Below are 23,772 nucleotides of genomic sequence, written 5' to 3' on the forward strand. Positions count from 1 at the left end.
ACAGTCTTCGGCTTTCTTCATTTCCATTATATTTGCTCCTCAGATAGTATTGTTTCGAGAGTTCATATCATGCTTTTTTCATAAAAAGATAGGCTTTTTTAAAACCGGGAAAATGGGAATGCGCCCTATAAGACATTGTTTCTTATAATCTCATTTTCTTTAGGTGCCAGTATAGGTGTTTACACACTTGGATTGCTATCCGGTTCGGTTTTCATATTTTTAGCTGTAGTTGTCGTTATGTCAGTTTTTTACTCTTCAAAGATAACTGTAATATACATGATTTTACTTATGATTTTTTATTCTCTCATTGCTTTTAAATTCTGTTCAGGAGAATATCAGCCTTCTTTATCTAATGATTTGGTTCGTAATTATGCTCATTGGTTCGTTTATCTTGCTTGTATGGGGTTTTTTCTTGCTATTATGTATGTAACAATTTATAGCTATCAAAAAATGGTAAAAATTATGATCGAAAAAATAAACCTTCAATATGAGGAACTAAAACAAAAAAATGAGGAACTTCGTAATGCTTCAGAAAATATAAAAGTTTTAAAAGGTTTGTTACCAATATGCTCTTCATGTAAAAAAATTCGTGATGACAAAGGTTATTGGAATCAGATTGAAGAATATATAGATAAAAATTCTGAAGCAAGTTTTAGTCATGGAATATGCCCAGATTGTCTTAAAAAGCTGTATCCTGAATTTGTATCTGATGATTAAAAAAGAAAAAGTGCCTTCCAAATATAAATGGAAACACTCTTTTTGCTGACAATTTTCATCGGCCTGGTGGGCGCTCTTTGTCGAAAAAACCTGATGCTGAAAGCCCTTTCCATGGATGTCATGGGAACAGGCGTGATCGGCTATTTTCTCTTCATTGCGTCCCGCAGCGGGATGGTCACGCCCATTGTCGGCAACGCCCCGGAAACAGTCGCCTATGCGGACCCGGTTCCCCAGGCGGTGATCCTGACAGCGATTGTCATCGGCTTTTCCATTATCGCGCTGTTGCTCGTCTGCCTGATGATCCTGTCAAAGGAATATCCGACCCTTGATATTGACGACATTGAACGTGTCGAAGCCGGGAAGCGCACCGGAAAACCCCGCCCATGACCCATCCCCTGACAATCATCCTGATACCGCTGTTGTTGTGCATTTTCAGCATGATGCAGCCCCGGCTGGCGGGTCTCTTGAGCCTGCTGAGCTGTTTGCCGACTGCGGCGTATGCCGCCTGGCTCTTCCACCGGGATTCGACAACCGCATGGGTCTTGGTCGATGCATTCGGGGTGATGCTGCAAACCGATACACGCACCGCATGGCTGCTGTTGACCAACGCGCTCGTCTGCGTTGCCGTGGTTCTTGATTTCCGTCGTCGAAATGATACTGCGCCGTTTTTGCACACCCTTGTCATCACGCTCCACGCCGGGATCAACGCCGCATTCATCTGCGCAGATCTCTTCAGCCTTTACGTGGCTTTAGAGCTGACCACCATCACCGCAAGCCTGCTCATCGGCCATCCCCTGACATCGGGAAGCGTCTGGAACGCATTCCGGTACCTCTTTGTCAGCAACATCGCCATGCTCTTCTATCTGATCGGCGTTGTGTTGGTCTATGAATCGACGCTCTCGTTCGCCATGGACGGGGTTTCACACAGCCCGCCGGTCGCCTCGGCACTGCTGATCAGCGGACTGCTGGTCAAGGGCGGCGTTTTTATTCCCGGGCTGTGGCTGCCCTTTGCCCATTCCGAGGCGGAAGCCCCGGTCTCGGCCCTGCTGTCCGGCGTATTGGTAAAGATTGCAATTTTTCCCCTGATGACCATCGCCCTGGGCGCCCCGGAAGCCGGTGTAATCCTTCGATGGATCGGCGTTGCCAGTGCGTTGTTCGGGGTCGGTTTCGCGCTTTTCGAGACCGACGTAAAGCGGCTTCTGGCCTTCAGCACCATTTCCCAAGTGGGCGTAATGCTTGCCGCGCCGGTTGCCGGTGCGTTTTATGCGTTTACCCACGGCATCGCGAAATCATGTCTCTTTTTATCCGCCGGAAAGCTTCCGGCGCGGGAGATCGGGGCGTTAAGAACCACCGGCGTTGACAGACGTCTCCGGGCTGTAATGACCGTCGCTGTTTTATCCCTTTCCGGAGCGCCGTTTCTGGCCGGATATGTGGCAAAGAGCGCGCTCTTCCCCCACCTGACGCACTTGCATGCCCCCTGGATGACGGCAGGGGCTGTCGGCACTGCGCTGATCCTGGCAAAATTGATATTTTTGCCCGGCCCGGCGGCATCCCCGTCAACACCTGCGCCGGTAATGCCCGTGTTACCGCTCTTGGCCGGCATGCTCTTTTTCGGCATTGCGCCGGATGCCGTCACCATGAAAGAACTCGGAAAAGCCCTGCTCATCCTGCTCACCGGCTGGGGGCTTTACGGCCTGATTTTCCGGCGGGTCGGCATACGGCTCTCCCGCCGGCCCGAGGACCTGCGCCATTTGATCGGCGCGATGGTCATTCTGTTATGGGTACTCATGATCTTACAGGAGGCGGCATAATGGGTTTTGTATTGATACGGCTCTGTTTCTGGCTCTTACTGACAGCGGATATAAGTCCGGCCAATATCTGCATCGGATCAGCGGCGGCAGTGCTGATTCCGAAAGTCCCCGGTAAACCGATCTCTGGAAAAATTTTTACGGCGGTGCTGTTTCAGTGCCTTCGCGCTGTTCCGGTCGCCTACCTCCAGGCTGCGGACATGGTGATTCGCCGCCACCGGTTTGAACATATACAGACGCACCCTGTCCGATTCGGCTTCAACCCCCTAGTTGTTTTTATGGAAATTTTCCTGGTGACCTTTACGCCCAAGACCCTGGTGCTCGATTTTGATGAACACGGACACATCACCGTTCACCACATTCATCCAAAGGAGAAAGAATGACCCAACTGCTTTTAACGATACTATTTATGATGACGCTGGTGATCGGTGTGCAGATTCTCGCGCTTTTCCGGGAGCGGCGTGTGTGGGAACGAATCCTCGCGTTTTCCAGCATCTCTTCCAAAGCAGCAGTACTCGCCCTGGCGGTCTCCGTGATGCGGGAAGACTGGATGATCGCAGTCGTGGCGGTGATTGTCTTAAGCGCCGGAAACGCGGGCATCATGCTCTTGTCTCACCTTCTGAACAGACTCAATGTGCAATGAGTAACATGTTCAGCCTTGTTTTGATGGGAATCGGCCTCTTTTTCTGGATATGGGGCGTTTTCGGCATGTTCGGCAGGAGATCAACCGTCTGGAAACTCCACATCATTGGTGTGGCTGATACCCTGGGATCGATCCTGATCATCGCAGGCCTCTGGGTGCAATATCCGCGTGAATGGCCCCTGCTTCTGCTCGCCATCCTCTCTCTGGCCGTGTGGAACACCATGCTTGGATATGTGATGGCCCATTGCTCGACCCGGGAGACCGCCAAATGACCGAAACCCCCATTCTTTTCAGCATCGCCCTGCTCCTTCCCCTGAGCGCGCTTCTCACGGTGCTCCAGCCCAATCCCTACAATGCGCTGATTTCGCGGGGCGTCCTCGGTGCTGTGTCGGCTCTGGCGTATACGTCGCTCGGTGCGGCGGACGTGGCCGTCACAGAGGCGCTCATGGGCAGCCTGCTCATCATCGTTCTTTACACCATCGCTGTACGTGCCACGATGGTGATCCGTCTCGGTGTGGTGCGGCTGCAAGAGACGCCGTCCGCATCCGTTGAAACAGTAAGCGCAGCAATCAAGGCTGCGTGTCGTAAAACGCATCTCCGGTTCGAAACGACAGCGTACGACACGGTTGAAGATGCGGTCAATGCGTTAAAAAACGGGGATTCGGATATCCTGCTCGGAACATCGGACGCGATGGTGGTTTTTACAGATAGGGGCCCGGAACACCCCGCCGGCGACACCCCGGTACTCGTCTACCGGCCCGCTGGGCTTGAACGCTTTGCCCGCCGGATATCCGTGGCCACCGGTGTCACCGCTTTCCGGTGGCCGGACACGGATATTTCGAAAGGTGATCACTGATATGACCGTCATTTACCTGATCATCATCGCAGCGGTTTTCGTGAAACTCTCTGTTTTTGTCCACGGGGTTCCGGAAGTCTGTGTTGACATCGTGGGAACAATTGTCTCGGAAACCGGCGTCCCCAATGCCGTGGCCGGCATATTGCTGCGGAACCGAGTTTACGACACCGTGTTCGAGGTCATGGTCTTCAGCATTGCGGTTCAGGGTGTCCACGTCTTTCTTTCCAGACACGCCCCGGTCAAATTTGTTACCTATGTACGCGAAGAGACATCCGTCATCCTCGCCCGGCTGGGGGCTTCTGTGTCAGCCATGCTTTGCGTGGAGCTTGCCCTACGAGGCCACTTGAGTCCCGGCGGCGGATTTGCGGCCGGTGTGGCCGGCGGCACAGCCATCGGATTGGTGGCGATCACATCGCCGCCGGAGGAGATGCAGCGGCATTACGAACGGTGGCGGGCAAAGACAGCGGAAAAAAGCGTCCTTCTATTGTTCCTGGTGCTGACGGGAATTTTTCTGCATCGGCCCGATTGGTTCCGGGGTGACATGGCAGCCTTGTTCAGTGCCCTCGCCATCCCGTTCTTCAACCTGCTGATCGCGTTAAAAGTGACCATCGGTACCTGGACCGTGACGCATTTGTTCATCCGGTATCGGGGGCTGTTGTAGGCCACGGCAACAGCATCTGCAGGCATCATAAACAAATTCAAAAGGAGACAATCCCATGCGCAACAAATTCCTGAACACCGGACAAGCCGGGTTTCGGCCCCTCCGAAAATTGAAGATCTGTATGTCCGGCCTGCGCTACGCGGTGTTGACCGATTTCAGCGTTGCCTACAAAATTTTGCTTTCTGCGATCCTGCTTGCTGTTTGCCTGGCCCTGCACAAGTGGTTCGACCTCCTTTTGCTCGTCGTCGCCACCGGTGTGATGGTCATCTCTGAAATATTCAATACCGCCATCGAAGCAATCTGCGATATGATTCAGCCTGACGAGGACCCGCGTATCGGCATCATCAAGGACATCGCTGCTGCGGCAGCCGGCATCAGCATCCTGATCTGGGTAATTGTCTTTGTGTTTGAAGTCGCTTCCCTGCTGTAACGCCGCTACACCGTATCCATCCTGCTGACCGTTCTTACCGTTCAAAAGAACGCCAACCGCCGCCCAGTGCCTTGTAAAGTCGGACGGCGTTCCGGCTTACCGTGCCTTCGCTGACGGCGAGCTTTTCCTGGAAGCTTAGCAGCGAACGCTGTGCATCAAGCACATTATTGAAGTCGGCAAGCCCATTGCGGTATTGATCCTGGGCCAGCTTTTCTGCGGCACAGGCAGCTTGGACAGCGCACCTGAGCGAAATGCGACGTTCTTTTTCCTTGTGGTAATCCATCAACGCATCATGCACCTCCTGCACGGCTTTCAGTATCGTTGATTCATAGGCGTACAGGTATTGTTCCTGGACTGCTTCCTGAATCTTGATATTATTACGGATAGAACCGGAGTAAAAAATCGGCCAGCGAATACCGGGGATAATGCTGTATTTCCCACTGGCTGACTCGAAAAGCGTAGACGACGCCAAAGACTCCAGCCCGATGGAGCCGGTCAGTGTGAATTTGGGATACAGATCGGCCACGGCCACACCGATGCGCGCCGTCTGGGCGGCCAGCTCGCGTTCAGCGCGCCGGACATCCGGCCGGCGGCGTAACAGGTCCGCCGGAATGCCTTTAATCGCCAAATCAGATTGCGGTATCCGGTTGATATCAGTAAGTTTCAGACTGCCCGGCATGTCGCCTGTTAATACCGATAGGACATTGCGGGCGCTTTCCAGCCCGGCCTCAAGGGTGGGGATCACGGCCCGCGTGCTTTCAAGGTTGTAACGCGCTTGTTGCACGGCCAGTCCATTGCCCAAGCCGATCTTAAACCTGTCGGCAAGGATCTCATAAGTATCCTGTTGGATCTTCAGGTTGGTTCGCGATACGGTCAGGCGGTGCTGGTAGGTGCGGACGCTGAGATAGGCCATTGCGGTCTCCGCGGCCACACTGACCCGGACATCATCCAGCCCGACCTCAATTGCCTGCCAGTCCGCAACCGCTGCTTCAACGGTCCGTCGGGTCCCGCCAAAAATATCGATTTCCCAGGCAGCATCGAATCCGGTGCTGTAGAGGGTGGTGGAACCGCTGCCCATCAAGCCGTTTGTCGAGGAATCGGAGTGATTGACATGACCGGTTAAATCAACCGTCGGCCCATAGGCGGCCCTGGTTTGGGCCAGTTGGGCGCGGGCCTGACGCACCCGGGCCACGGCTGTCTTGAGGTCATGGTTGTTGGTCAGCGCCCGTTGGACCATATCGGTCAGTACCGGATCGTTGAATTGGTTCCACCATTCAGCCACATCCACCTCGACCGTCCGCGCATCAGGAATGTCCGGCAGACCGGGACGCTGGTAGTCCGGCCCCACCGGCGCGCAACCGACCATCAGCATCGGCACTAAGAACAGCAACATGGACAAATGCGTCGGCGCTGGTCGCGGACGGATGATGGTGTGGATTTTTTCACGGATCCTCTGGAACAGAACAAACAGCGCCGGGACCAGCACAATCCCAAATAAGGTGGCCGCCAGCATCCCGGAGAATACGGTGGTGCCGATGGCCCGTCGGCTGGCGGAACCGGCGCCGTGGGCGAACACCATCGGCAGCACGCCGAGAATAAAAGTAAAGGCGGTCATCAACACCGCACGGAACCGCTGCCCGGCCCCGTCGGCGGCCGCGTCAATGATGGACAAGCCCTCTTCCCGCCGGGTTTTGGAAAATTCGACGATAAGGATCGCGTTTTTACTGGCCAGACCTACCAGCAGAATGACGCCGAGCTGGGCATAGATACTCAGCGGCAGTTTGATCGCCATCAGTCCGGCCAGGGCGCCAAGCACGGCCACTGACGTTGAAAGGATAACCGGCATCGGCGTGGTCCAGCTTTCATACTGGCCCACGAGAAAAAGGTAGGCAAATATTATGGCCATCATGAAGATCAGGGCGGTGGATCCCGCGGTGGTGGCTTCCTGATAGCTGAGTCCCGACCAGTCAAAGGCATAGCCGTCCGGCAGGGCTGTTTTCGCAATTTCGGAAACCTTGGCCATTCCATCGCCGCTGCTGACAAACGGCGCTGTAAAAGCGGTAATGCCGGCGGCTGAGAACTTATTGTAACGTTCGATCATCCGCGGCGCGAGGGTCGTTTCCGTCGTTACCAGGCTGCCCAGCGGCACCATTGCGCCGGTCCGGCTCTTTACATGGATATTGTTGAGGGCTTCGGGATTCTTCCGGTGGGGCCAGTCAGCCTGGACAATGGCCCTGTTCACCTGTCCGTCAAAATTGACATCATTCACATAGAGCGAGCCCAGATAGTTCTGCAGCGCGCTGAAAATAGTGCTGACCTCGACCTGCATCAACGCGGCCTTGGTGCGGTCGACATCCAGGTAGAGATGGGGCGTTGCAGCGGAATAGGAACTGAAGCCGAACATGATTTCCGGCGCCATATTGATCTGCATCAGAAAGTTGTTCATGACGGACTGAAGCTGCTGGGGATCATTGTCGGCGGTGGCCTGCAGGCGAATATCCAGCCCGCCGCTGTTGCCCAGCCCCATGATGGCGGGGGGCACAAACAGGTTGAGCTGCGCGCCCGGCTCAGATGCCAGCCGCGCCTGCAGCTTTTGCTGGATGGCCGTAATACTCAGTCCGGGAGACTCACGCCGGCTCCAATGGTCGAGACCGAACAGAAAAAAGGCCACGTTTTCGGAAGAACCGCCCATCATGCTGAAACCGGTGACCTGAATGGTGTAACCAACCCCCGGCTCATCCTGCAGCGGCGTCAACACATGCGCCAGCAGTGCCTCGGTGCGGGCGCGCGTGGCCCCTTCGGGCAGCTGCGCCATTCCGAAAATAACGCCTTGGTCTTCATTGGGCAGGAAGGCTGTGGGACTCATGTTGAACAGGACATACACACCGCCGAACACACCAAGCAAAATCAGGATCGTGAATACCACTTTGCGGGCAATCCAGGTGCTAAAGGAAACATAGCCGCCTCGTAAGCGGTTGAGTACGCTATTGAACCAGAGCTTCGGACCCTGTTTTTTCGGTTTAACCGCCTGAAGAAGGGTTGCACAGAGCGCAGGGCTCAGCGTGAGGGCGTTGAGCGTGGAAAAGAAGACCGCTGCCGAGATCGCCACCGCAAACTGCTGATAAATTTTGCCGGTGATACCGCCCATAAATCCGATGGGAACAAAGATGGACAGCAAGACGAGGGTCGTGGCAATAATCGCACCGCTGACCTGCTGCATCGCCTTGAGGGTTGCGCGCTTTTGATCGAGGCCTTCGCTTTCCATCAGCTCCTGAACCCGTTCAACCACCACGATGGCGTCATCCACCACCAGGCCGATGGCCAGCACGAGGCCGAAAAGGGTCAGCGTGTTGATGCTGTAGCCAAGGGCGGCCAACACCATGAAGGTGGCGCAGAGCGAGACCGGGATGGTGATTGATGGTATCAGCGTGGCGCGCCAGTTCTGCAAAAAGATATAGCAGACGATGACCACGAGCAGGAAGGTCAACCCAAGGGTTGACACGATTTCCCGGATGCTGGTACGGACAAATTCCGAGGCATCGTAGGGCAGTCTGGTTTCAAGGCCCTCGGGATAATTCTTTTCAAGCCGCTTCAATTCCGCCTGCAGGGCATCCATGGTGTCTAGCGCGTTGGAGCCCGGCGTACGGCTCAACCCCATCGCCACACAGGGTGTGCCGTTGTATTTGGCGGAAAAAAGATAGTTATCCGATCCTTTCTCGATGCGTGCAACGTCCTTGAGATAGACCACCGCACCGTCCTCGCCGGTGCGCACCACGATATTGCCGAAGGCGTCGGTATCGTTCAGCCGTCCTTCCGCGGTCAGGGTGAAGACGACCTGGCCGGAGCCGTCATCCGGGGTGGCGCCGATGGCGCCGATGGAGGCCTGCAGGTTCTGGTTGCGGATGGCCGATATTATCTCATCGGCGCCGATGCCGAGGGCGGAGATGCGGTCGGAATCCAGCCAGACGCGCATGCTGTATTTGGGGCCGTAAACCTGTGCGCGGCTGACGCCGGGGATGCGTTCAAGGCTCGGCTGGATGATTTTATAGGTGTAGTCACTCATTACCTGTTCATCAAGACTGTGGTCAGGCGAACGGACAATCACGAAACCGAGCATGTCGGCGGATTCGGTTTCAACGGTCACGCCCTGCTGCACCACTTCGGAGGGCAGCATCGGTTCGGCCTGGGACACACGATTCTGGATCTTTACCTGGGCCATATCCGGATCGGTGCCCACGGCAAAGGTTACGGTGAGCGAGTAGCTGCCTGAATTGTCGGAGGTCGAGGACATATAGATCATATCCTGCACGCCGTTCACCGCATCTTCAATGGGCCCGGCCACGATGTCGGCCATGACTTCGGCGCTCGCCCCGGGGTAGCTTGCGCGCACCACAATCTGCGGCGGTGTGACCTGGGGATACTGGGTAATCGGCAGGGAGGTGATTGAAAGAATCCCCGCCAGAATCAGGACAATGGACACCACACCCGCCAGACGCGGGCGCTCAATGAATACCCGAGAAATCATTTTCCAGCCTCCTGTAGCGTTACCACGGCATTCATGCCCGGCTGCACTTTCTGCACACCGTCAACCACGATACGGTCGCCGGCCTTCAGTCCGGAAAGCACCACAAAGTCACCCTCAACCGCTTTGCCGATTTCAACGCGGGCGGTACCGACCTGTCCCTCCCCGTTGATCGTCAGCACATAGTATCCCTGTGGATCAAGCAGTACCGCCCGCTGGGGAATACGGATGCCCACGGGGCGTTGGCGCAATCCAAGCAGAATATTGACATAGCCGCCGGGGACCAGTTGCCCGTCGGGATTATCGAACAGGTAGCGGACCGCCATGGTGCCGGTTTCCGCATTCATAACGTTGTCGTCGAACTCCTTTTTGCCGACCAGCGGAAGCTGGATTCCGTTGGGCAGACGAATGCGGGCAACCAGCCCCTCGGCGGTGCCGGCCAGTTCCCGGGCACGGAGGTCCAGGTAAGCGCGGTCGGTCATCGAAAAGACCACTCGGATCGGACTGGTCTGCACGATGCGGGCAAGTTCGCCGGAGGCGGAAGTGACATAATTGCCCTTGGTTGCCTTGGCCATGCCGATGCGGCCGCTGATCGGCGCACGCACGTCCGCATAACCCAAGTCAATCCTGGCCAGGTTCAGATTGGCTGCTGCCTGTTTCAGGTTGGCCACGGCCTGCAATTGGTCGCTTTCCGCAGTGTCGAGATCCGATTGTGCAACGCTGCGTTTATTCGCCCCGCGCATCCGCTTGAGGAATTTTTCGGCGCGGGCCAGTTCGGCTTTGGCACGGGCCAGCTCGGCCTCGCGTACATCAACCATGGCCTGATATTGTTTCCGGTCAATGGTGAAGAGCAGGTCACCCGCGTTCACCAAAGCGCCTTCCGTGAAATGAACATTGTCAATGTAGCCGGAAATTTCCGAGCGGACCATGACTTCCTGCACCGGCTCGACCATTGCAATGTGGTCGTCAAGCACATCCAGCGGGCGTTCTTTCAGTTCAACAGCAATCACTGCGGGCGGCGGCATTTCGCCCATGCCCATCATGCCCGGCGGCGGTCCGCCGGACGGAACAAACTGACGAATAAAATACCCCACACCGATCAAAATGATCGCAATAACCACGTTTCCAATTGCCTTTACCATTCGCTTTTTTCCTTATTTGAAGTTCTCCGGCTTAGTTGGAAAGACTGCTGAACAGCAAGTCAAAACTCTCCAGGATCACTTCCACAAATTTATTCCGGTCATATTCACCGTACATCGCCAAATGCATTGCACCGATCCAAGAAGACGCAAAACAGAGCGCAAGGGTCCGCGCCTCCTTTTTTTTACTCAACGCACCGTTTTCCTGCAGCCGCACAAGTTTTTCTTCAAAATCCTTCATCGGATCGACGCGCAGTTCCGCCAGTTTTTCATGTACTTGTGCCATCAGCTCGGTTGACCACTCAATCTGGAAACCGCAAAAAAACTCAAACTTCCAGGCCGCCGCATCACTCACAAATGTATTGACAAACCCGACTAACCCTGCGCGCAGATCCGCCACGCTTTCCGGCGCCATATCTTTAAAGCGCTTACACTTTTTTTCTTTGCCGTATGAGATCATAGCAGCCAAAAGTTCAGGTTTTGTTTTGAAATGCCAATACACCGCCCCCTTTGTCAACCCGATCTCATCGGCAATATCCACAAAGGTGGTTTTTGAATAGCCCTTTTCCGAAAAAACCTTCAGCGCGGCATCCAGAATCTGTTGCCGTGTCTTTTCCGCCTCTTTTTTCGTTTTTCTCGCCATAAATTTTCCTCAATTTAATGGCAGACAATATACATACCTTCGGGTAGGTATGCAATAAAAATAATCCAATTAACCCTATACAATCCCAGATATCCTTTGCTATCTTTAAAGGTGGCTTCATTCCAACGACATCTGATAACAGAAATAAAGGAGTATGCAAATGACAACCTTTCAAGCAGCCTATATTGAGACCAAAAAGAAAGGGCTGCTCCGGGATAAAATCAATAAAGCGCGGCATCTGTTAAAATCCTGTGAGATTTGTCCCAGAGCGTGCAAGGTCGACCGTCTTTCCGGGGAGTTAGGTTATTGCTCGACCGGTGAAGAAGCGGTTGTTTCGAGCTTTAACGCCCACTTTGGAGAAGAACCGCCACTGGTCGGGACTTTTGGCTCCGGTACCATTTTTTTTACCCACTGCAACCTGAAATGTAATTTTTGCCAGAATTACGATGTCAGTCACGAGGGGGCCGGAGAGGCGTGCGGACTCGGACAGTTGGCCGGCATGATGTTGATCCTGCAGAATAACGGTTGCCATAACATTAATTTTGTGACCCCTACCCATGTGGTGCCTCAGATTTTGTCTGCCCTTGATATGGCCATTGACGGGGGATTAAGAATACCCTTGGTATACAACTGCGGCGGATACGACAAGGTGGAGACGTTAAAACTGCTGGAAGGCGTGATCGATATCTATATGCCGGATTTTAAATTTTGGGATCCGGCTATTGCCGAAATGACCTGCAATGCGCCGGATTATCCCGACGTCGCCGCAAACGCCATTGTTGAAATGCATCGACAGGTGGGTGATCTGCAGCTTGATGAAAACGGTATTGCCACACGGGGATTGCTGCTCAGACATTTGGTCATGCCTTCCGGAATTGCCGGAACCGGGGCGGTGATGTCATTTATTGCCAACCATGTCTCAAAAAACACCTATGTTAACATCATGGATCAATATCGACCTTGTGGGAAGGCGCTTCATGTGAAAGAATTGGCAAGACCTGTTTCTCGGGCTGAGTTCAACAAAGCTGTCGAAGCGGCAAAAGACGCGGGGATCAGCCGATTTGCCGCTCTGTAGAACGGCCATAACCTGACGGACACAACAAACAATGAAAAACATTTTAACCACAGAATACACAGAAATCACAGAATTCTATCTTCAGTGTCTTCCGTGATTTCCGTGGTTAAACTTTTTCATATAAAATATGCGAATGACTTTTACGCAATGATCACGTTTTACGATAATATATGGAGCGCTGCATGACTTTGGAAAAAGAAAGAAAGGCGATTGTTCGTTTCGGCCTTAAAATGGTTGAATCCGGTCTGACCACCGGGACCGGCGGAAATCTGAGCATGCTTGACAGGGCGTCCGGCCAGGTGGCTATCAGTCCCAGCGGGATTGAATACGGGGCATTACAGCCCGAGGAGGTGGTCCTCACCGACCTGGACGGAAATATTATAGACGGCGCGTGCAAGCCCTCAAGCGAGCTGGGGTTCCATCTCTCCCTATACAATCAGCGCAGTGATGTCCGGGCCGTGGTCCATACCCATTCACCGTATGCCACCACCATCGCCTGTCTGGGATGGGAAATCCCTGCGGTTCATTATCTTGTGGGGTTTGCCGGCAAAAAAGTGCCCATCGCCCCTTATGCCACGTTTGGAACCCCTGAACTGGCCCAAAAGGTGGCAGACACCATTGGGGCGTACAATGCAATCCTGCTGGCCAACCACGGAATGCTGGCCGTGGGATCGACCATGGATGCGGCCTTTGCCGCTGCCGAAGAGATCGAATTTGTGGCCCGGATTTATTACCAGACCAAGAGTATCGGCACGCCGGTAATTCTGCCGGAAGAAGAGATGGCGACAGTGCTTGAAAAATTCAGGACCTATGGCCAAAAAAAAATGGGCTGAATCTGCCCGGGCGCTTCATGTCCTTAAAATCAATCTCATACGACAAGCCCTTCCCTCAATTCCCCAAACAAACGCTCGGGAGTAATGGGCGCAAAATAGAAGGGCTTTTCATATCCGGCGGCCATCTTTATGGCAAAAAAAGCCCCGATTCCATACATGAAGGGTGGCTCCCCCACGGCCTTGGAACCCTTAACGGCTTTATCGTTATATACATCTTCCAAAAATTGAACTTTCATATCCAAAGAGGCAAAAGATATATCAGGTATTTTATAAGTTCCCGCAGTGGCCGTAAGGGGTCTGCCCGTCTCGTCGTAACGCATCTCTTCCATGGTCAACCATCCAATGCCCTGAACCATGCCGCCTTCAACCTGGCCAAGATCAATGAGGGGATTTATGGATCGCCCAAGGTCATGCACCACATAGGCCTTTTTTATACTGTAAGTCCCCAGTAAGCGGTCCACTTCGGCCTCAAAATAGGCCGTTCCGTAGGTATGATAGGCAAAGGGACGGCCCTTCTCGACAGATTTATCAAAGTAGAGGTCCGGCGTGGCATAATGGGCTTCGGCGCTCAACTGCACCCGGGAACAATAGGCTTGATTCACCAAATCCGCCCAACAAACCTCACAGGCGTTACCCTCTCTATATAAACGGCCTTGCCTAATTGAGAAATCCTTTGATGCACATTGATATTCATCGGCCTTAAATTTAAAAAGGCGCTCTTTTATCATCTCACAGGCCATCCGGGCGGCCGCTCCATTCAGGTCAGATCCGCTGCTGGCAGCGGTGGGACTGGTATTGGACACACGGGTGGTATTGGTGGATTCGAGCTTAACCCGTCCAGGAGCGATCCCCAGGCTGTCGGCAACGAGTTCGCGAATTTTGTGGTTTACCCCCTGCCCCATTTCCACAGCCCCCGTGCTTACGCCCACGCTACCGTCTGTGTAAACGTGGACATGCGCCCGGGCCTGGTTTAAAAATATGGTGGTAAAGCTGATGCCGAAACATACGGGCATCAGGGCATACCCTCTGCCGTAGCGGGCGACTTGACCGGAACACGTCTCTTTTTTTTGGGCATCGTCAATGGCACGCATCCGTTTCTGCAGGTCATAATGCGCATATGCCCGGTCCCAACAGCGTTGGGCCTGGGCATTCTCTGCCTTCATACCATAGGCAAAACAATCCCCCGTTTTAATCAAATTTTTCCTCTGCAATGTTTCTGCGCAGATCCCGCTTATTCGGGAGGCCTCCCGGATGGCCGCTTCAAACACGAACATGGCCTGGGGCCCCCCGAATCCCCGGAAAGCGGTGTTCGGGGTGATGTTGGTGCGGCAGGCGGCTGCCGTGGCATGTACGTTGGGGACATAATAGGATGCGGTGGCATGGAACAGAGTTCTTTCCAAAACAGACGTGGACAAGTCGGCCGCCGCGCCGGCATTTTGGTAATACATCACCTTGAAGGCCAGAAACTTTCCTTGCCCATCCAGGGCCAGGGTAAAATCCGAGCTATAAGGATGCCGCTTGCCCGTAGCCGACATATCGTCGGAACGTCTTAAAACCATACGGCAGGGAACGCCTGCTTTTTGAGCCCCCAGGGCGGCAAAACAGGCCCAGGTATTGGCTTGGACCTCCTTGCCCCCAAAGGCGCCTCCCAGTCGTCGAACATCCACTTCAACCCGATTCATGGCCAATCCGCAAACCTTGGCAACGCATCGCTGCACCGAAGTGGGCGCCTGGGTACCGGAAGAGAGATGGAGATTGCCCTCCTCCGAGGGCGTTGCTACGGTGACCTGGCCCTCCAGGTAAAAGTGCTCCTGGGCGCCCGATTCGGCCTGTCCCTTGACCACATAAGCTGCAGACGCAATGGCCTCTTCCGCATCACCCAGGGTAAAGGTTCGTACCGGGGCAATCAATTCATTCCGATTGTAGGCTTCCCGGGGGTCCAGAATAGGGATTTCTTCGGCAATATCAATTTTAATGCGCCCCACCGCCTGCCGGGCAGCCTCCTCGGTCCAGGCATAAACGGCGGCCACCGGCATACCCACAAAATTAACCTTATCCTCAGCCAGGAGAACTTCGTCCTGAATGATGCCGCCGATCTGATTTTCCCCGGGAATATCCTTTGCGGTAAGGATGAACGCCACTCCCGGAACGTTTCGGGCGGCGGACGTATCCAAATCCCGGATTTTTCCCTTGGCCAAGGGAGAAAAAAAGACAACACAATGTAATCCACGGGCGGGAAAATCCCTGTCATCCACATAGCGGGTAAGTCCCATCACATGATAGGTGGTATCGGGATTGATCATAGCGCCCCTCCTTTTACAAAATCGTCGTAGGAACAGATATCGGAAAAACAGTGCAGATAGTGATCCGCCATAAGGGCGGAAGCCAATCGTCTTTTATATTCGGCACTCCCCCGGACATCGTCTATGGGACTGATCTCTTCCTGCAGGACTTCCATGGAACCCAGGAATGTTTGTTTGCTCAGGGGTTTTCCCCTAAGCCACTTCATGGTTCGGCGGGCCGTAAAGGGGATGGGCGCCACACCACCCAAGGCTAAACCAACAGACGCGAATGCCCCCTTATTAACGGTAAAAACCGCCGCAGAGTTGCAGCCGGCGATATCCAATCGCTCCCGCTTACTCACCTTGGCGTAGTTCCATAATTGGGCTTCATCCCGTTTAGTCACCAAAAGGAATTCCACAAGCTCATCGCATTTTAGATCCAGCTCTTTATAACCCAGAAAGAACGCCCTTAGCGGAAATCGACGCCGGGAGTCTTTGGACGAAACCAATTGAATTTGGGCATCCAGGGCGAGTAGAAGAACAGCACAGTCCGCAATGGGTGAGGCATTGACCAGATTGCCTCCCAGAGTGGCCCGATGCCGTAAAATATGGGAGGCTATGACCAGCAGTTTTTCACGCCACCCGGGAAATTGATCAATGAAGTGGGGATCTTGCCGCAGCTGCTCCATGGTGGCTGATGCGAGGATTTCTATCATCCCTTCCTCTACCCGGATCGGCTCGGCTTCGGGTATAAGGAACCGTGGATCCGACTTATTCAGGGCGTCTCCCCGTTGAACGTACAAATCGGTGCCCCCCGCAATAAGGGGACAATTTTTTTCAACCCGTTCTAAGGTCACGTCCGGTGAATCGGACTGAGGCTTACGTCTCAGATTCTCCAGTCTCTGGGGGATGGTAGCAAAATAGTCAGGGAGCAGATCCAATTCAATCAGCCCCTGAAGTGAAGGCACCTTACCCAACAAAGGTTCAACGGTCTCCTCCACGGCCCGGCGAATGGCACCGTAGCCGGTGCATCGGCAGAGATTGCCGCCCAGGGCATCGATAGCGCCCTGGACGGTAACGGTCCTCCCCTCCAGAAGATAACCGGTGAGGGACAGGATGAATCCGGGAGTACAAAATCCACATTGGGTCGCGCCCTGATTGATAAAGGCTTGCTGAAGCCGATTGGGCCTTTCTCCCTGAAGTCCCTTTATGGTCACAAGATGGGTATTGTTGAGCTGTCCTGCCGGCATAAGACAGGCCGGCATGGATCGGTAAGTAACCAAAGGCGTTCGTCCCAGTATCACCGTACAGGCACCGCATTCACCTTCCCGGCAACCTTCTTTAGTTCCGTACAGTCCCAGATCTTTTCTCAGAAGATCCAGAACCGACCGGCCCTGCAACAGGGAAAGTTCCATCTCTTTGTTGTTTAAAATAAATCCACAGCGTTTTTTCATAATACCTTACCTGCCAGAATCCATGTTTTAATATGTCTGTCGTCCCCGGTGTAGAGAAACCGCTCCAGTTGATTGAGTGGAGACATCTCCACCGCTTCAGGGAATCGCATATCAATGGAAAGGGCGTCAAAACTCATGCCCGGCTCAAAGGCACCACAAGGCCCCCATCCCTGACGGGTGAAAAATTTACCATTTCCCATGGTAGCCAGATAAAAGGCTTCCGAAAGGGTTACCGCTCTGTGGTCCTCTTCGGGCCGCAAAACCCGGAGCAGCTTGGAGGCCTGTACCGCTTGAATAACCGACCGATACATGCCAAGGGTGTGCCCGGCACCCACATCAGAGCCCAATCCCAGGTTGACGCCCTTATCCAAATAGCGTCCCAGAGGCATGATGCCGCTGCTCAAATTGATATTGGCGCTGGGACAGTGCACCACGGTAGCGTCCCGTTGCATGATCAGATCGATTTCCGCATCACTTAAAAAAATAGCGTGGGCCATCAAGCTAGCCGGTCCCAAGAGGCCGAAATCATTATAGACATCGGTATAGCTGCGGCGTTCTGGGAAAAGCTGAGAAACCCATTGAACTTCGGAAAGGGTTTCGGCAAGGTGGGATTGGACCGGTAGCGCCAACCGTTGAGCGAGCTGGCCCAGGTCTTTCATGAGCGTTTCCGTGCAGTTTGGCGCAAAACGGGGGGTCACTATGGGTCGGACCCTGTCTATATCCGCCAATCTCCGGCAGAACGCGTCACTGCCTTTAAAGGAGGCTTCGGGGGTCTCCTTAAGATCATCCGGCGCATTCCGATCCATGTTGACCTTGCCCACAAAGGCCATCAGTCCGGCCTTTTCCAGGGCTTGCGCCAGAATCAGGGTCGATTCCAAATGAACCGTACCGTACACCACAGACCGGAGGCTGCCCTGTCGCAGCAGTTCGGCGGCAAACAAAGGATAAAGCGCCTGGGCATAATCTTCATCGGCAAAGCGGGACTCTCCGGGATAGGTATAATTTTCCAACCAATCGAGCAACCCCAGATCCAGGCCCGCTCCCATCTGCATATGCTGGGGGGCGTGGACATGGAGATCAATAAAAGAAGGAATGACCACCCCCTCTCCCAAGTCCTTTACAGGAAGAGATGAAAACCGGGCCGGTACACTCCTCTCCAGGGAGAGGAGCTTTCCCGCCTCGACGATGGCGATAGCGTCTTTTCTTACCCTGAATTCGTCGGGTGTGGGCGTATCGATAAAATGGCCTTTGTATAATGCTGTCAAATTCACCGGTCTCTCATATGACGAATTTCATTTTTTCCGTATTTAAAGGCGCTTATCTCTGCAGCAACGGACAACGCGATCTCTTCGGGAGACGCGCCGCCGATGTCCAATCCCACCGGGCTGTAAAGATGGGAGAGGTCCACATCCTTTCCATACTCTTTTTCAATGCGGCTGAGAAAATCGGCTTTTTTAGCAGACGAAGCGAGCAGGCCAAGATAGCAGGGACGCACGCCCCTGTTCAATAAGGCCCGCACGACGTTATAATCATTTGCATGGGAAGGGGTGCAGATAATAACATAGCTTGATTCATCAATGGGTGCTCCGGCGGCATAGGCGTGGAAAGATTCGTGAATACACTGGCCGGCCTCGGGCAAATCCGAAAAAATACTCTCCCTGTCATCCACAAGAATGGTGTAATAACCAAGCAGCCCCAACTGACGGGTCAGGGCACGACCCACATGACCGCCACCGAAAATATAGACGAATTCGCCACCGGAAAGATATTCGTAAAACAGCGTGGCTGTCCCGCCGCAGACCATCGGGACGGTTTTGAGGCCTTCTTTAACGGCACCCTCTTGGAGAAGATAGGATACAAGCCGGCTTTGACGATCTTTAAAGATCTGTTTTGACACCTTGACGGCTTCATATTCCAAAGCGCCCCCGCCCACGGTCCCCAGCGCGGAACCATCGTCCTGAACGAGCATCTTTTTCCCCACCGTCATGGGACCGCTGCCTTGTGTTTCCGCCACGGTGACCAAAACACAGGCTTTTCCCTGGGAAATAATTTCGGAAATTTTCCGGAATAGATCAATTGTCATGTATCAGTCCTTGCAATAGAGTTGCCGGCATAATAGTGGGATTCAGCCAAAATTACCCTGCCCTCTGCTACCGATTTCACAGCGGTTCCCGCAGGTGCCCTGAAATCCACTCCCCGGTGGGGATTTTTGGCTTTGCCGTTCAGCACGCGCCGCAGAGCATAAACACTGGTGTATTTTCCCGCCACCGGCCGGTGAAAGGGCAGTCGCCACAACCGCTGGTCTGACCAGCCGGGTCCGAATCCTTTCCGCTAATTAGACGATTTTGAGGGTAGGTCTCTTTCCCTGATTCTATAGTTACCAACTCCATAGAGAAATATAGATATTGGTCTTAAACAGGTTGATTGACTGTCAGCGGCGAACCACCTATCTCTCGAAGCGTATAGCTCAGTTCTAACCTGTCGGATGCACTACGAGCATCCGGAAACCGCTTAAAACAAAAACGGTTTCATTTTGCGAAAATCTGTTAAGTCCTTTAGCTCAACATTTCCAAAACGTTTGGCTATGTTTTTGCTGGCATTAACATTCGCATTATCGGTGTAATAGGCGTGTTTTACTCTATTGTCAACTATTTTATGTTATATTTTATATGGAACTTCACGATACCCATCCATGGCTGACCACGGCACGGATCAAATCCTGCGGCCAATCGTTTTCCTTTAAAATTTCTTCGGTCTTTTTACCGTGCTGATCAGGAAACTGCTCATAATCAAGGTCGAATAATTGTTTCAGGTCATTTTTCCATGTCCCCTGAATTATAATTTTAGAAACTTGAAAAAAATATATGGACAGACAGGGAAAATCTATGGTTTCATCCGCCTGAAAAACTGAGATTATCATGAGATTATCAAATGGATAATAATCAAAAACCCATTCTTTCTTATGAAAGGCTTGAATTAATATAAAACATGCAAAATACTTTTTGTTTATTGAAATCAGAATCTTATATTTTTGGTAAAGATACGGTTATTAAACAAAGAATTAGCGAGAGCGGATTAAAGATTACCGGAAGATGGAAGGTTCGCCTCAAATTCAGTGATATTTTCAAATTGTATAACGGTTGGATACCCCGAATCGCTTCCATAATGCGCTTTCCTCCACTTTTCAAACTTGATATGTATATTCTTGAAGGTCATGATGCTGTGAATCGTATGTATAACCTTAAACATGAAATCCGGTATGAAATCTGGAGGTTTGGTTTCAGAAAAGGCGGATTTTTACATACACCGGATTCCATAGAGGAAGCCCGGATTCACAAAGCAATAATATCAAAACGGATTATAAAGGTGTTTACAGTGTGAGCCGTCGCGCCGGTGAGCTTGTGTTACTCGATCATCAAGTTTAAACAGACAGACAAGGAGACGCCAATGGAAAAAAATCTTACCAATCCATACGCGGCCCTGGATCAGCCCCAGGTGCTTCAATTTTTGTTTCACCCAAGACAGACATGAGCCAGGACAAATTGTCATACTTAACACTGAAAATCCAGTACTTTATCTATTTCGGCGTACTGGGGATTTTTCTGCCTTATTTTAATCTTTATTGCCATCATCTGGGTTTCACCAGTTTTGAAATCGGTTCCCTGTCTGCCCTGAGAACCGCCATTACCATTGTCTTCTCAATAGGATGGAGTATTGTTGCCGACCGGTATGCATGGAGAAAACCGATTTACGTTTTATTCAATTTCCTCAGTGCCGCAATCTGGGTTTTCTTTCTGTATATCAATAATTTTTGGGGCATGGTCATTGTGACCATTTTTCACACGATTTTCTTTGCTCCCCTCATTGCATTTATAGAAGCCTTTGCAATGGATGAACTGGGTAGCGGGGGCGGTGACAAGAACAGATATGGCCGGATTCGGGCCTGGGGATCGGTGAGTTTTATCCTTGTTGTATTCACTCTGGGCAAGATTTCCGATCTTTTCAGCATCAATATTATTATTCCTCTCATTCTGGCCGGTTACACGCTTCAGGCGCTCTTCTCGATTCCCATGCCCAAGGCAAAAGCAAGGAAAAAACAATTTCATGCCGGGGTTAAAGAACTTCTCAATGCCCGGACCCTGGCCTTTCTCACCTGTTCGTTTCTAATGCTCTTGAGCCATGGAACCTATTATGGATTTTATTCCATCTATCTGGAGGAATTGGGGTACAGCCCCTTTTTTATCGGGTCGACCTGGGCGGTGGCCTCCATCGCTGAGATCGTTCTCATGATCAACTCCGGCAGGATTTTAAAATATATCTCCCTTGAAAATGTGATCTTCTTTTCCTGTTTGGTTGCGGCACTCCGGTGGTGCCTTTTATGGCGTGCGGTCACAGTGACTGAAATCATGATCGCCCAGATGCTTCATGCCTTTACCTACGGGACATTTCATGTGGCCTCCATCCTGTATATGGATCGGCTTTCAACCGGGGAGACGCGTACCCTGGGACAGGCGGCCAACAATGCCGTCTCTTACGGCCTGGGCATGATGGCCGGTTTTCTGCTGAACGGCTATTGGTATGAGGCATATGGTGCCCGTCTCTTTTTGATGAGCGCATGTGTGTCACTTGCCGGTGCGGTTGTATTTAGATTTTTGGGCCGCTGATTTGAAGCGTATTGTGCTGGGGGATTAAAATCGTAGACATAGTCAGCACCTTACTCCTTTCATACATAAGGCCTCTCTTTCAATTTCAATGGATTTTTTCAGCGATTCGCAAACCACACCCGATAATCTTGGATAAGTTGAGCGTTGGCTGATTGCTTGTCAATTACCGCTAAGTCACAGAGTGGGAAATCATATTTTCTGCGACCTAACCGCAGTGCCACAATAACACCATAGAAGTCATCAACTAATGAAATTTTTTTGACACTCACCCGATCTCCTGAACGCAATGGTCCCCGTTCCTGCCATTCATCAACCTCAGCGTCAAAAGGAAAGTTCAAATGTGCTTCAAGATAGGCCCCCCATCGTTTCATCACCGCCATCTCGTTTTCATGATCAACTCCGAATAAGATCTGCTGAATCCGTTTACCTGCGTCACCTAACCACCTATAGCTTTTGTACGAAACCTGCTCAATCTGTTTTTGGGCATGCTTCACGTCTTCTTCTGTATCTCTTGCTGTTGTCACCTCAACGTCATGAGAATACAATCCCATTTCTGTCCAGTCCAAGCCCTCTTCTTCACAGGCTTCAATGGATGATGCCGGCATCTCTCGAAGCGTGATACTATCCCACTCAATATCGATGATCGTTACCCCATCTTCCTGGGATCTGATGTCAAGAATTCTCCCTTGCCATCCTTCAAGGCTGAATGCTTCGGTATCAGGATCAAGTACATCCGGTTTCACCCTAACCGAATCACCAATTTTCAATGAGGTTTCGCTGTTATTCATACTTATTCTTCTCCAATAATTGGGGTCAGAGTAAAATTAAATCTTTGGCTTTCGCCACCCAACCGGCCGGCCTCTTTTCTTTTCCTTAACCCGCCGGCCGGTTAAGGCTTCGATTTCTTCACGGAATCGATCATTGCCGACAATCATGCCCTTGTTGGTTGCCTTTCGGATTTGTTCTAATACAGTGTCGCTTAACTGATGTTTGAACAGTTCACGATAGTTCTTCCGGCGTTTGTCTGAATCCCTTCCAAGGTTCAAATATTCAGGGTGGGGCGTACATAAATCAGAAACATTGCCTAGGGCATTGATCCCATAGCTCGACCAGTGATAATCTTTAGGATTTGTAACAATTCCGGCTCGGACAGGGTTGAGTTCAATATACCTGTAAATTTCAAGTAAATACCTGTCGGATTGTATCAGACAGGATTTATAACGCCCCTCCCAAAGGGTTCCGGTACGCTTGTATTCATAATTAAAATATCGAACGTAACGACGCCCCAGATCCTGCATCATTTGACTGATACCATTTTCTTTGCGGGGTGTACACAGCAAATGAACATGGTTGGTCATCATCACCCATGCATGCACATCAACATGGTACTTTTGTGAATATTCTTTCAACCATTCGGCAAAAGCGGCATGATTGGCATCCGATCCAAAACAAACTTGCCGGTTGTTGCCCCTCTGGATAATATGGATGGGGATGTCTTTGGGTGCTATGCGTTGTAATCGAGCCATGGATCATGGTTTAGCATCATTCCTGAGTGAATTCAATGCTTAATTTTACTCTGACCCCAATTATCGCTATTTTACTCTGACCCCAATTATCTAATTTTACTCTGACCCCAATTATCGGACCCCAATTATCGCTCTCTGACCCCAATTATCGCCAATTATCGTTAATTTAGAATTGCTGATCGATCTTGTTTTTGATTGACAAAAACCGGTTTTCCCATCATCTTGAGAGACAGTTCTTTGACAAGGTATCGGGCCATGCCTAAAAATCATTGCATGTAAAACTTGGTCAACTACCCCTCGGCTAAAGACCGAGGGGCTTGAAAAAGCCCCAAAGTTGACCAGTCTAAGTGCTTCGAGCACTACGTTAGATCGGAAATAGGTACCCTGGGGTACTCGCCAGCTCCAGGTTCTACGGTAAGTGGTTAAACAGGTTTAAGGGGTTAAGCCGGTGCTGCTTGCGCCAAACCCGGTCATAACATTGACGAGGCAAACATTACCTTGGAAACAAGAGGATTTTTA

The 23,772-nt window shown here is 52.0% G+C and carries 23 protein-coding genes; 12 read left to right on the top strand and 11 right to left on the bottom strand.

The window, feature by feature from the left end; genetic code table 11:
• Positions 1-276: 276 nt before the first annotated feature.
• The 9 genes from HXW94_RS14895 to HXW94_RS14935 are packed head-to-tail and all read left to right on the top strand — an operon-like array spanning position 277 to position 5,115.
• Positions 277-717 carry a hypothetical protein gene (locus HXW94_RS14895; protein ID WP_178367691.1) on the top strand — a complete coding sequence of 147 codons (441 nt, stop codon included), beginning with the start codon at positions 277-279 and terminating at the stop codon, positions 715-717.
• Between the two features lie 42 nt (positions 718-759).
• Entirely contained in the window at positions 760-1,104 is a 345-nt protein-coding gene (locus tag HXW94_RS14900; protein WP_218576741.1) for an NADH-quinone oxidoreductase subunit K, read from the top strand.
• A gap of 53 nt (positions 1,105-1,157) precedes the next feature.
• Complete coding sequence (locus HXW94_RS14905; RefSeq protein WP_246294098.1) at positions 1,158-2,528, top strand: proton-conducting transporter transmembrane domain-containing protein; 1,371 nt, start codon at positions 1,158-1,160, stop codon at positions 2,526-2,528.
• Entirely contained in the window at positions 2,528-2,908 is a 381-nt protein-coding gene (locus HXW94_RS14910) for a Na+/H+ antiporter subunit E (protein WP_178367694.1), read from the top strand. Before HXW94_RS14905 ends, HXW94_RS14910 begins: the two co-directional genes overlap by 1 nt.
• Positions 2,905-3,168, top strand: a complete 264-nt coding sequence (locus tag HXW94_RS14915) for a hypothetical protein (protein ID WP_218576742.1) — start codon at positions 2,905-2,907, stop codon at positions 3,166-3,168. Before HXW94_RS14910 ends, HXW94_RS14915 begins: the two co-directional genes overlap by 4 nt.
• A 5-nt stretch (positions 3,169-3,173) precedes the next feature.
• Entirely contained in the window at positions 3,174-3,440 is a 267-nt protein-coding gene (locus HXW94_RS14920; RefSeq protein ID WP_218576743.1) for a monovalent cation/H(+) antiporter subunit G, read from the top strand.
• Complete coding sequence (locus HXW94_RS14925; protein ID WP_178367696.1) at positions 3,437-4,024, top strand: hydrogenase subunit MbhD domain-containing protein; 588 nt, start codon at positions 3,437-3,439, stop codon at positions 4,022-4,024. Before HXW94_RS14920 ends, HXW94_RS14925 begins: the two co-directional genes overlap by 4 nt.
• Positions 3,972-4,685: an MnhB domain-containing protein gene (locus HXW94_RS14930; protein WP_218576744.1), complete on the top strand. Its 714-nt coding sequence runs from the start codon at positions 3,972-3,974 to the stop codon at positions 4,683-4,685. Before HXW94_RS14925 ends, HXW94_RS14930 begins: the two co-directional genes overlap by 53 nt.
• A gap of 55 nt (positions 4,686-4,740) precedes the next feature.
• Positions 4,741-5,115, top strand: a complete 375-nt coding sequence (locus HXW94_RS14935; RefSeq protein WP_178367697.1) for a diacylglycerol kinase — start codon at positions 4,741-4,743, stop codon at positions 5,113-5,115.
• 34 nt (positions 5,116-5,149) lie between these two features.
• Here the strand turns inward: HXW94_RS14935 and HXW94_RS14940 are convergent, their stop codons facing one another.
• From HXW94_RS14940 to HXW94_RS14950, 3 genes are read right to left on the bottom strand one after another with little or no spacing between them, the layout of a single operon-like run.
• On the bottom strand, positions 5,150-9,640 hold the full coding sequence (locus HXW94_RS14940; protein WP_178367698.1) for an efflux RND transporter permease subunit: 4,491 nt from the start codon (positions 9,638-9,640) through the stop codon (positions 5,150-5,152).
• Positions 9,637-10,779: an efflux RND transporter periplasmic adaptor subunit gene (locus HXW94_RS14945; RefSeq protein WP_178367699.1), complete on the bottom strand. Its 1,143-nt coding sequence runs from the start codon at positions 10,777-10,779 to the stop codon at positions 9,637-9,639. Before HXW94_RS14945 ends, HXW94_RS14940 begins: the two co-directional genes overlap by 4 nt.
• 31 nt (positions 10,780-10,810) lie before the next feature.
• Positions 10,811-11,419 (bottom strand): TetR family transcriptional regulator, encoded by a 609-nt coding sequence (locus tag HXW94_RS14950; RefSeq protein ID WP_178367700.1) that lies wholly within the window; start codon positions 11,417-11,419, stop codon positions 10,811-10,813.
• Positions 11,420-11,579: 160 nt separating this feature from the next.
• On the opposite strand from HXW94_RS14950, the gene HXW94_RS14955 reads away from it, so the two are divergent.
• On the top strand, positions 11,580-12,494 hold the full coding sequence (locus HXW94_RS14955; protein ID WP_178367701.1) for a radical SAM protein: 915 nt from the start codon (positions 11,580-11,582) through the stop codon (positions 12,492-12,494).
• 182 nt (positions 12,495-12,676) lie between these two features.
• The gene (locus HXW94_RS14960) at positions 12,677-13,327 is read left to right on the top strand and encodes an L-fuculose-phosphate aldolase (RefSeq protein ID WP_178367702.1); all 651 of its coding nucleotides are present in this window, start codon (positions 12,677-12,679) and stop codon (positions 13,325-13,327) included.
• A 35-nt stretch (positions 13,328-13,362) separates the two neighbouring features.
• Here the strand turns inward: HXW94_RS14960 and HXW94_RS14965 are convergent, their stop codons facing one another.
• The 6 genes from HXW94_RS14965 to HXW94_RS14985 all read right to left on the bottom strand — a co-directional run bounded on the left by HXW94_RS14965 (position 13,363) and on the right by HXW94_RS14985 (position 19,983).
• Positions 13,363-15,630: a molybdopterin cofactor-binding domain-containing protein gene (locus HXW94_RS14965; RefSeq protein WP_178367703.1), complete on the bottom strand. Its 2,268-nt coding sequence runs from the start codon at positions 15,628-15,630 to the stop codon at positions 13,363-13,365.
• Positions 15,627-17,063, bottom strand: coding sequence for an FAD binding domain-containing protein (locus tag HXW94_RS14970; RefSeq protein WP_178367704.1), 1,437 nt, complete (start codon positions 17,061-17,063; stop codon positions 15,627-15,629). The genes HXW94_RS14965 and HXW94_RS14970 overlap by 4 nt, the downstream gene beginning before the upstream one ends.
• Complete coding sequence (locus HXW94_RS14975) at positions 17,060-18,334, bottom strand: amidohydrolase family protein (protein WP_178367705.1); 1,275 nt, start codon at positions 18,332-18,334, stop codon at positions 17,060-17,062. Before HXW94_RS14975 ends, HXW94_RS14970 begins: the two co-directional genes overlap by 4 nt.
• Positions 18,331-19,146 carry an XdhC family protein gene (locus HXW94_RS14980; protein WP_178367706.1) on the bottom strand — a complete coding sequence of 272 codons (816 nt, stop codon included), beginning with the start codon at positions 19,144-19,146 and terminating at the stop codon, positions 18,331-18,333. The genes HXW94_RS14975 and HXW94_RS14980 overlap by 4 nt, the downstream gene beginning before the upstream one ends.
• Positions 19,143-19,331 (bottom strand): M23 family metallopeptidase, encoded by a 189-nt coding sequence (locus tag HXW94_RS20155; RefSeq protein ID WP_343054655.1) that lies wholly within the window; start codon positions 19,329-19,331, stop codon positions 19,143-19,145. Before HXW94_RS20155 ends, HXW94_RS14980 begins: the two co-directional genes overlap by 4 nt.
• A gap of 409 nt (positions 19,332-19,740) precedes the next feature.
• The gene (locus HXW94_RS14985; RefSeq protein ID WP_178367707.1) at positions 19,741-19,983 is read right to left on the bottom strand and encodes a hypothetical protein; all 243 of its coding nucleotides are present in this window, start codon (positions 19,981-19,983) and stop codon (positions 19,741-19,743) included.
• 622 nt (positions 19,984-20,605) lie between these two features.
• Here HXW94_RS14985 and HXW94_RS14995 point away from each other — a divergent pair.
• On the top strand, positions 20,606-21,727 hold the full coding sequence (locus HXW94_RS14995) for an MFS transporter (protein WP_246294087.1): 1,122 nt from the start codon (positions 20,606-20,608) through the stop codon (positions 21,725-21,727).
• 98 nt (positions 21,728-21,825) lie between these two features.
• Here HXW94_RS14995 and HXW94_RS15000 read toward each other — a convergent pair whose 3' ends face one another.
• Positions 21,826-22,515 (bottom strand): calcium-binding protein, encoded by a 690-nt coding sequence (locus HXW94_RS15000; RefSeq protein ID WP_178367710.1) that lies wholly within the window; start codon positions 22,513-22,515, stop codon positions 21,826-21,828.
• Between the two features lie 36 nt (positions 22,516-22,551).
• Positions 22,552-23,253, bottom strand: a complete 702-nt coding sequence (locus HXW94_RS15005) for a transposase (RefSeq protein WP_178367711.1) — start codon at positions 23,251-23,253, stop codon at positions 22,552-22,554.
• Between the last annotated feature and the right edge of the window lie 519 nt (positions 23,254-23,772).

It is taken from the genome of Desulfobacter latus, assembly GCF_013389365.1.
GTDB lineage: Bacteria > Desulfobacterota > Desulfobacteria > Desulfobacterales > Desulfobacteraceae > Desulfobacter > Desulfobacter latus.

Coding starts and splice junctions, on each gene's coding strand:
- HXW94_RS14895 (WP_178367691.1), top strand. CDS start 277: ATGATTTTACTTATGATTTTTTATTCTCTCATTGCTTTTAAATTCTGT.
- HXW94_RS14905 (WP_246294098.1), top strand. CDS start 1,158: ATGCAGCCCCGGCTGGCGGGTCTCTTGAGCCTGCTGAGCTGTTTGCCG.
- HXW94_RS14910 (WP_178367694.1), top strand. CDS start 2,528: ATGGGTTTTGTATTGATACGGCTCTGTTTCTGGCTCTTACTGACAGCG.
- HXW94_RS14915 (WP_218576742.1), top strand. CDS start 2,905: ATGACCCAACTGCTTTTAACGATACTATTTATGATGACGCTGGTGATC.
- HXW94_RS14920 (WP_218576743.1), top strand. CDS start 3,174: ATGTTCAGCCTTGTTTTGATGGGAATCGGCCTCTTTTTCTGGATATGG.
- HXW94_RS14925 (WP_178367696.1), top strand. CDS start 3,437: ATGACCGAAACCCCCATTCTTTTCAGCATCGCCCTGCTCCTTCCCCTG.
- HXW94_RS14935 (WP_178367697.1), top strand. CDS start 4,741: ATGCGCAACAAATTCCTGAACACCGGACAAGCCGGGTTTCGGCCCCTC.
- HXW94_RS14940 (WP_178367698.1), bottom strand. CDS start 9,640: ATGATTTCTCGGGTATTCATTGAGCGCCCGCGTCTGGCGGGTGTGGTG.
- HXW94_RS14945 (WP_178367699.1), bottom strand. CDS start 10,779: ATGGTAAAGGCAATTGGAAACGTGGTTATTGCGATCATTTTGATCGGT.
- HXW94_RS14950 (WP_178367700.1), bottom strand. CDS start 11,419: ATGGCGAGAAAAACGAAAAAAGAGGCGGAAAAGACACGGCAACAGATT.
- HXW94_RS14955 (WP_178367701.1), top strand. CDS start 11,580: ATGACAACCTTTCAAGCAGCCTATATTGAGACCAAAAAGAAAGGGCTG.
- HXW94_RS14960 (WP_178367702.1), top strand. CDS start 12,677: ATGACTTTGGAAAAAGAAAGAAAGGCGATTGTTCGTTTCGGCCTTAAA.
- HXW94_RS14965 (WP_178367703.1), bottom strand. CDS start 15,630: ATGATCAATCCCGATACCACCTATCATGTGATGGGACTTACCCGCTAT.
- HXW94_RS14970 (WP_178367704.1), bottom strand. CDS start 17,063: ATGAAAAAACGCTGTGGATTTATTTTAAACAACAAAGAGATGGAACTT.
- HXW94_RS14980 (WP_178367706.1), bottom strand. CDS start 19,146: ATGACAATTGATCTATTCCGGAAAATTTCCGAAATTATTTCCCAGGGA.
- HXW94_RS14985 (WP_178367707.1), bottom strand. CDS start 19,983: ATGATAATCTCAGTTTTTCAGGCGGATGAAACCATAGATTTTCCCTGT.
- HXW94_RS15000 (WP_178367710.1), bottom strand. CDS start 22,515: ATGAATAACAGCGAAACCTCATTGAAAATTGGTGATTCGGTTAGGGTG.
- HXW94_RS15005 (WP_178367711.1), bottom strand. CDS start 23,253: ATGGCTCGATTACAACGCATAGCACCCAAAGACATCCCCATCCATATT.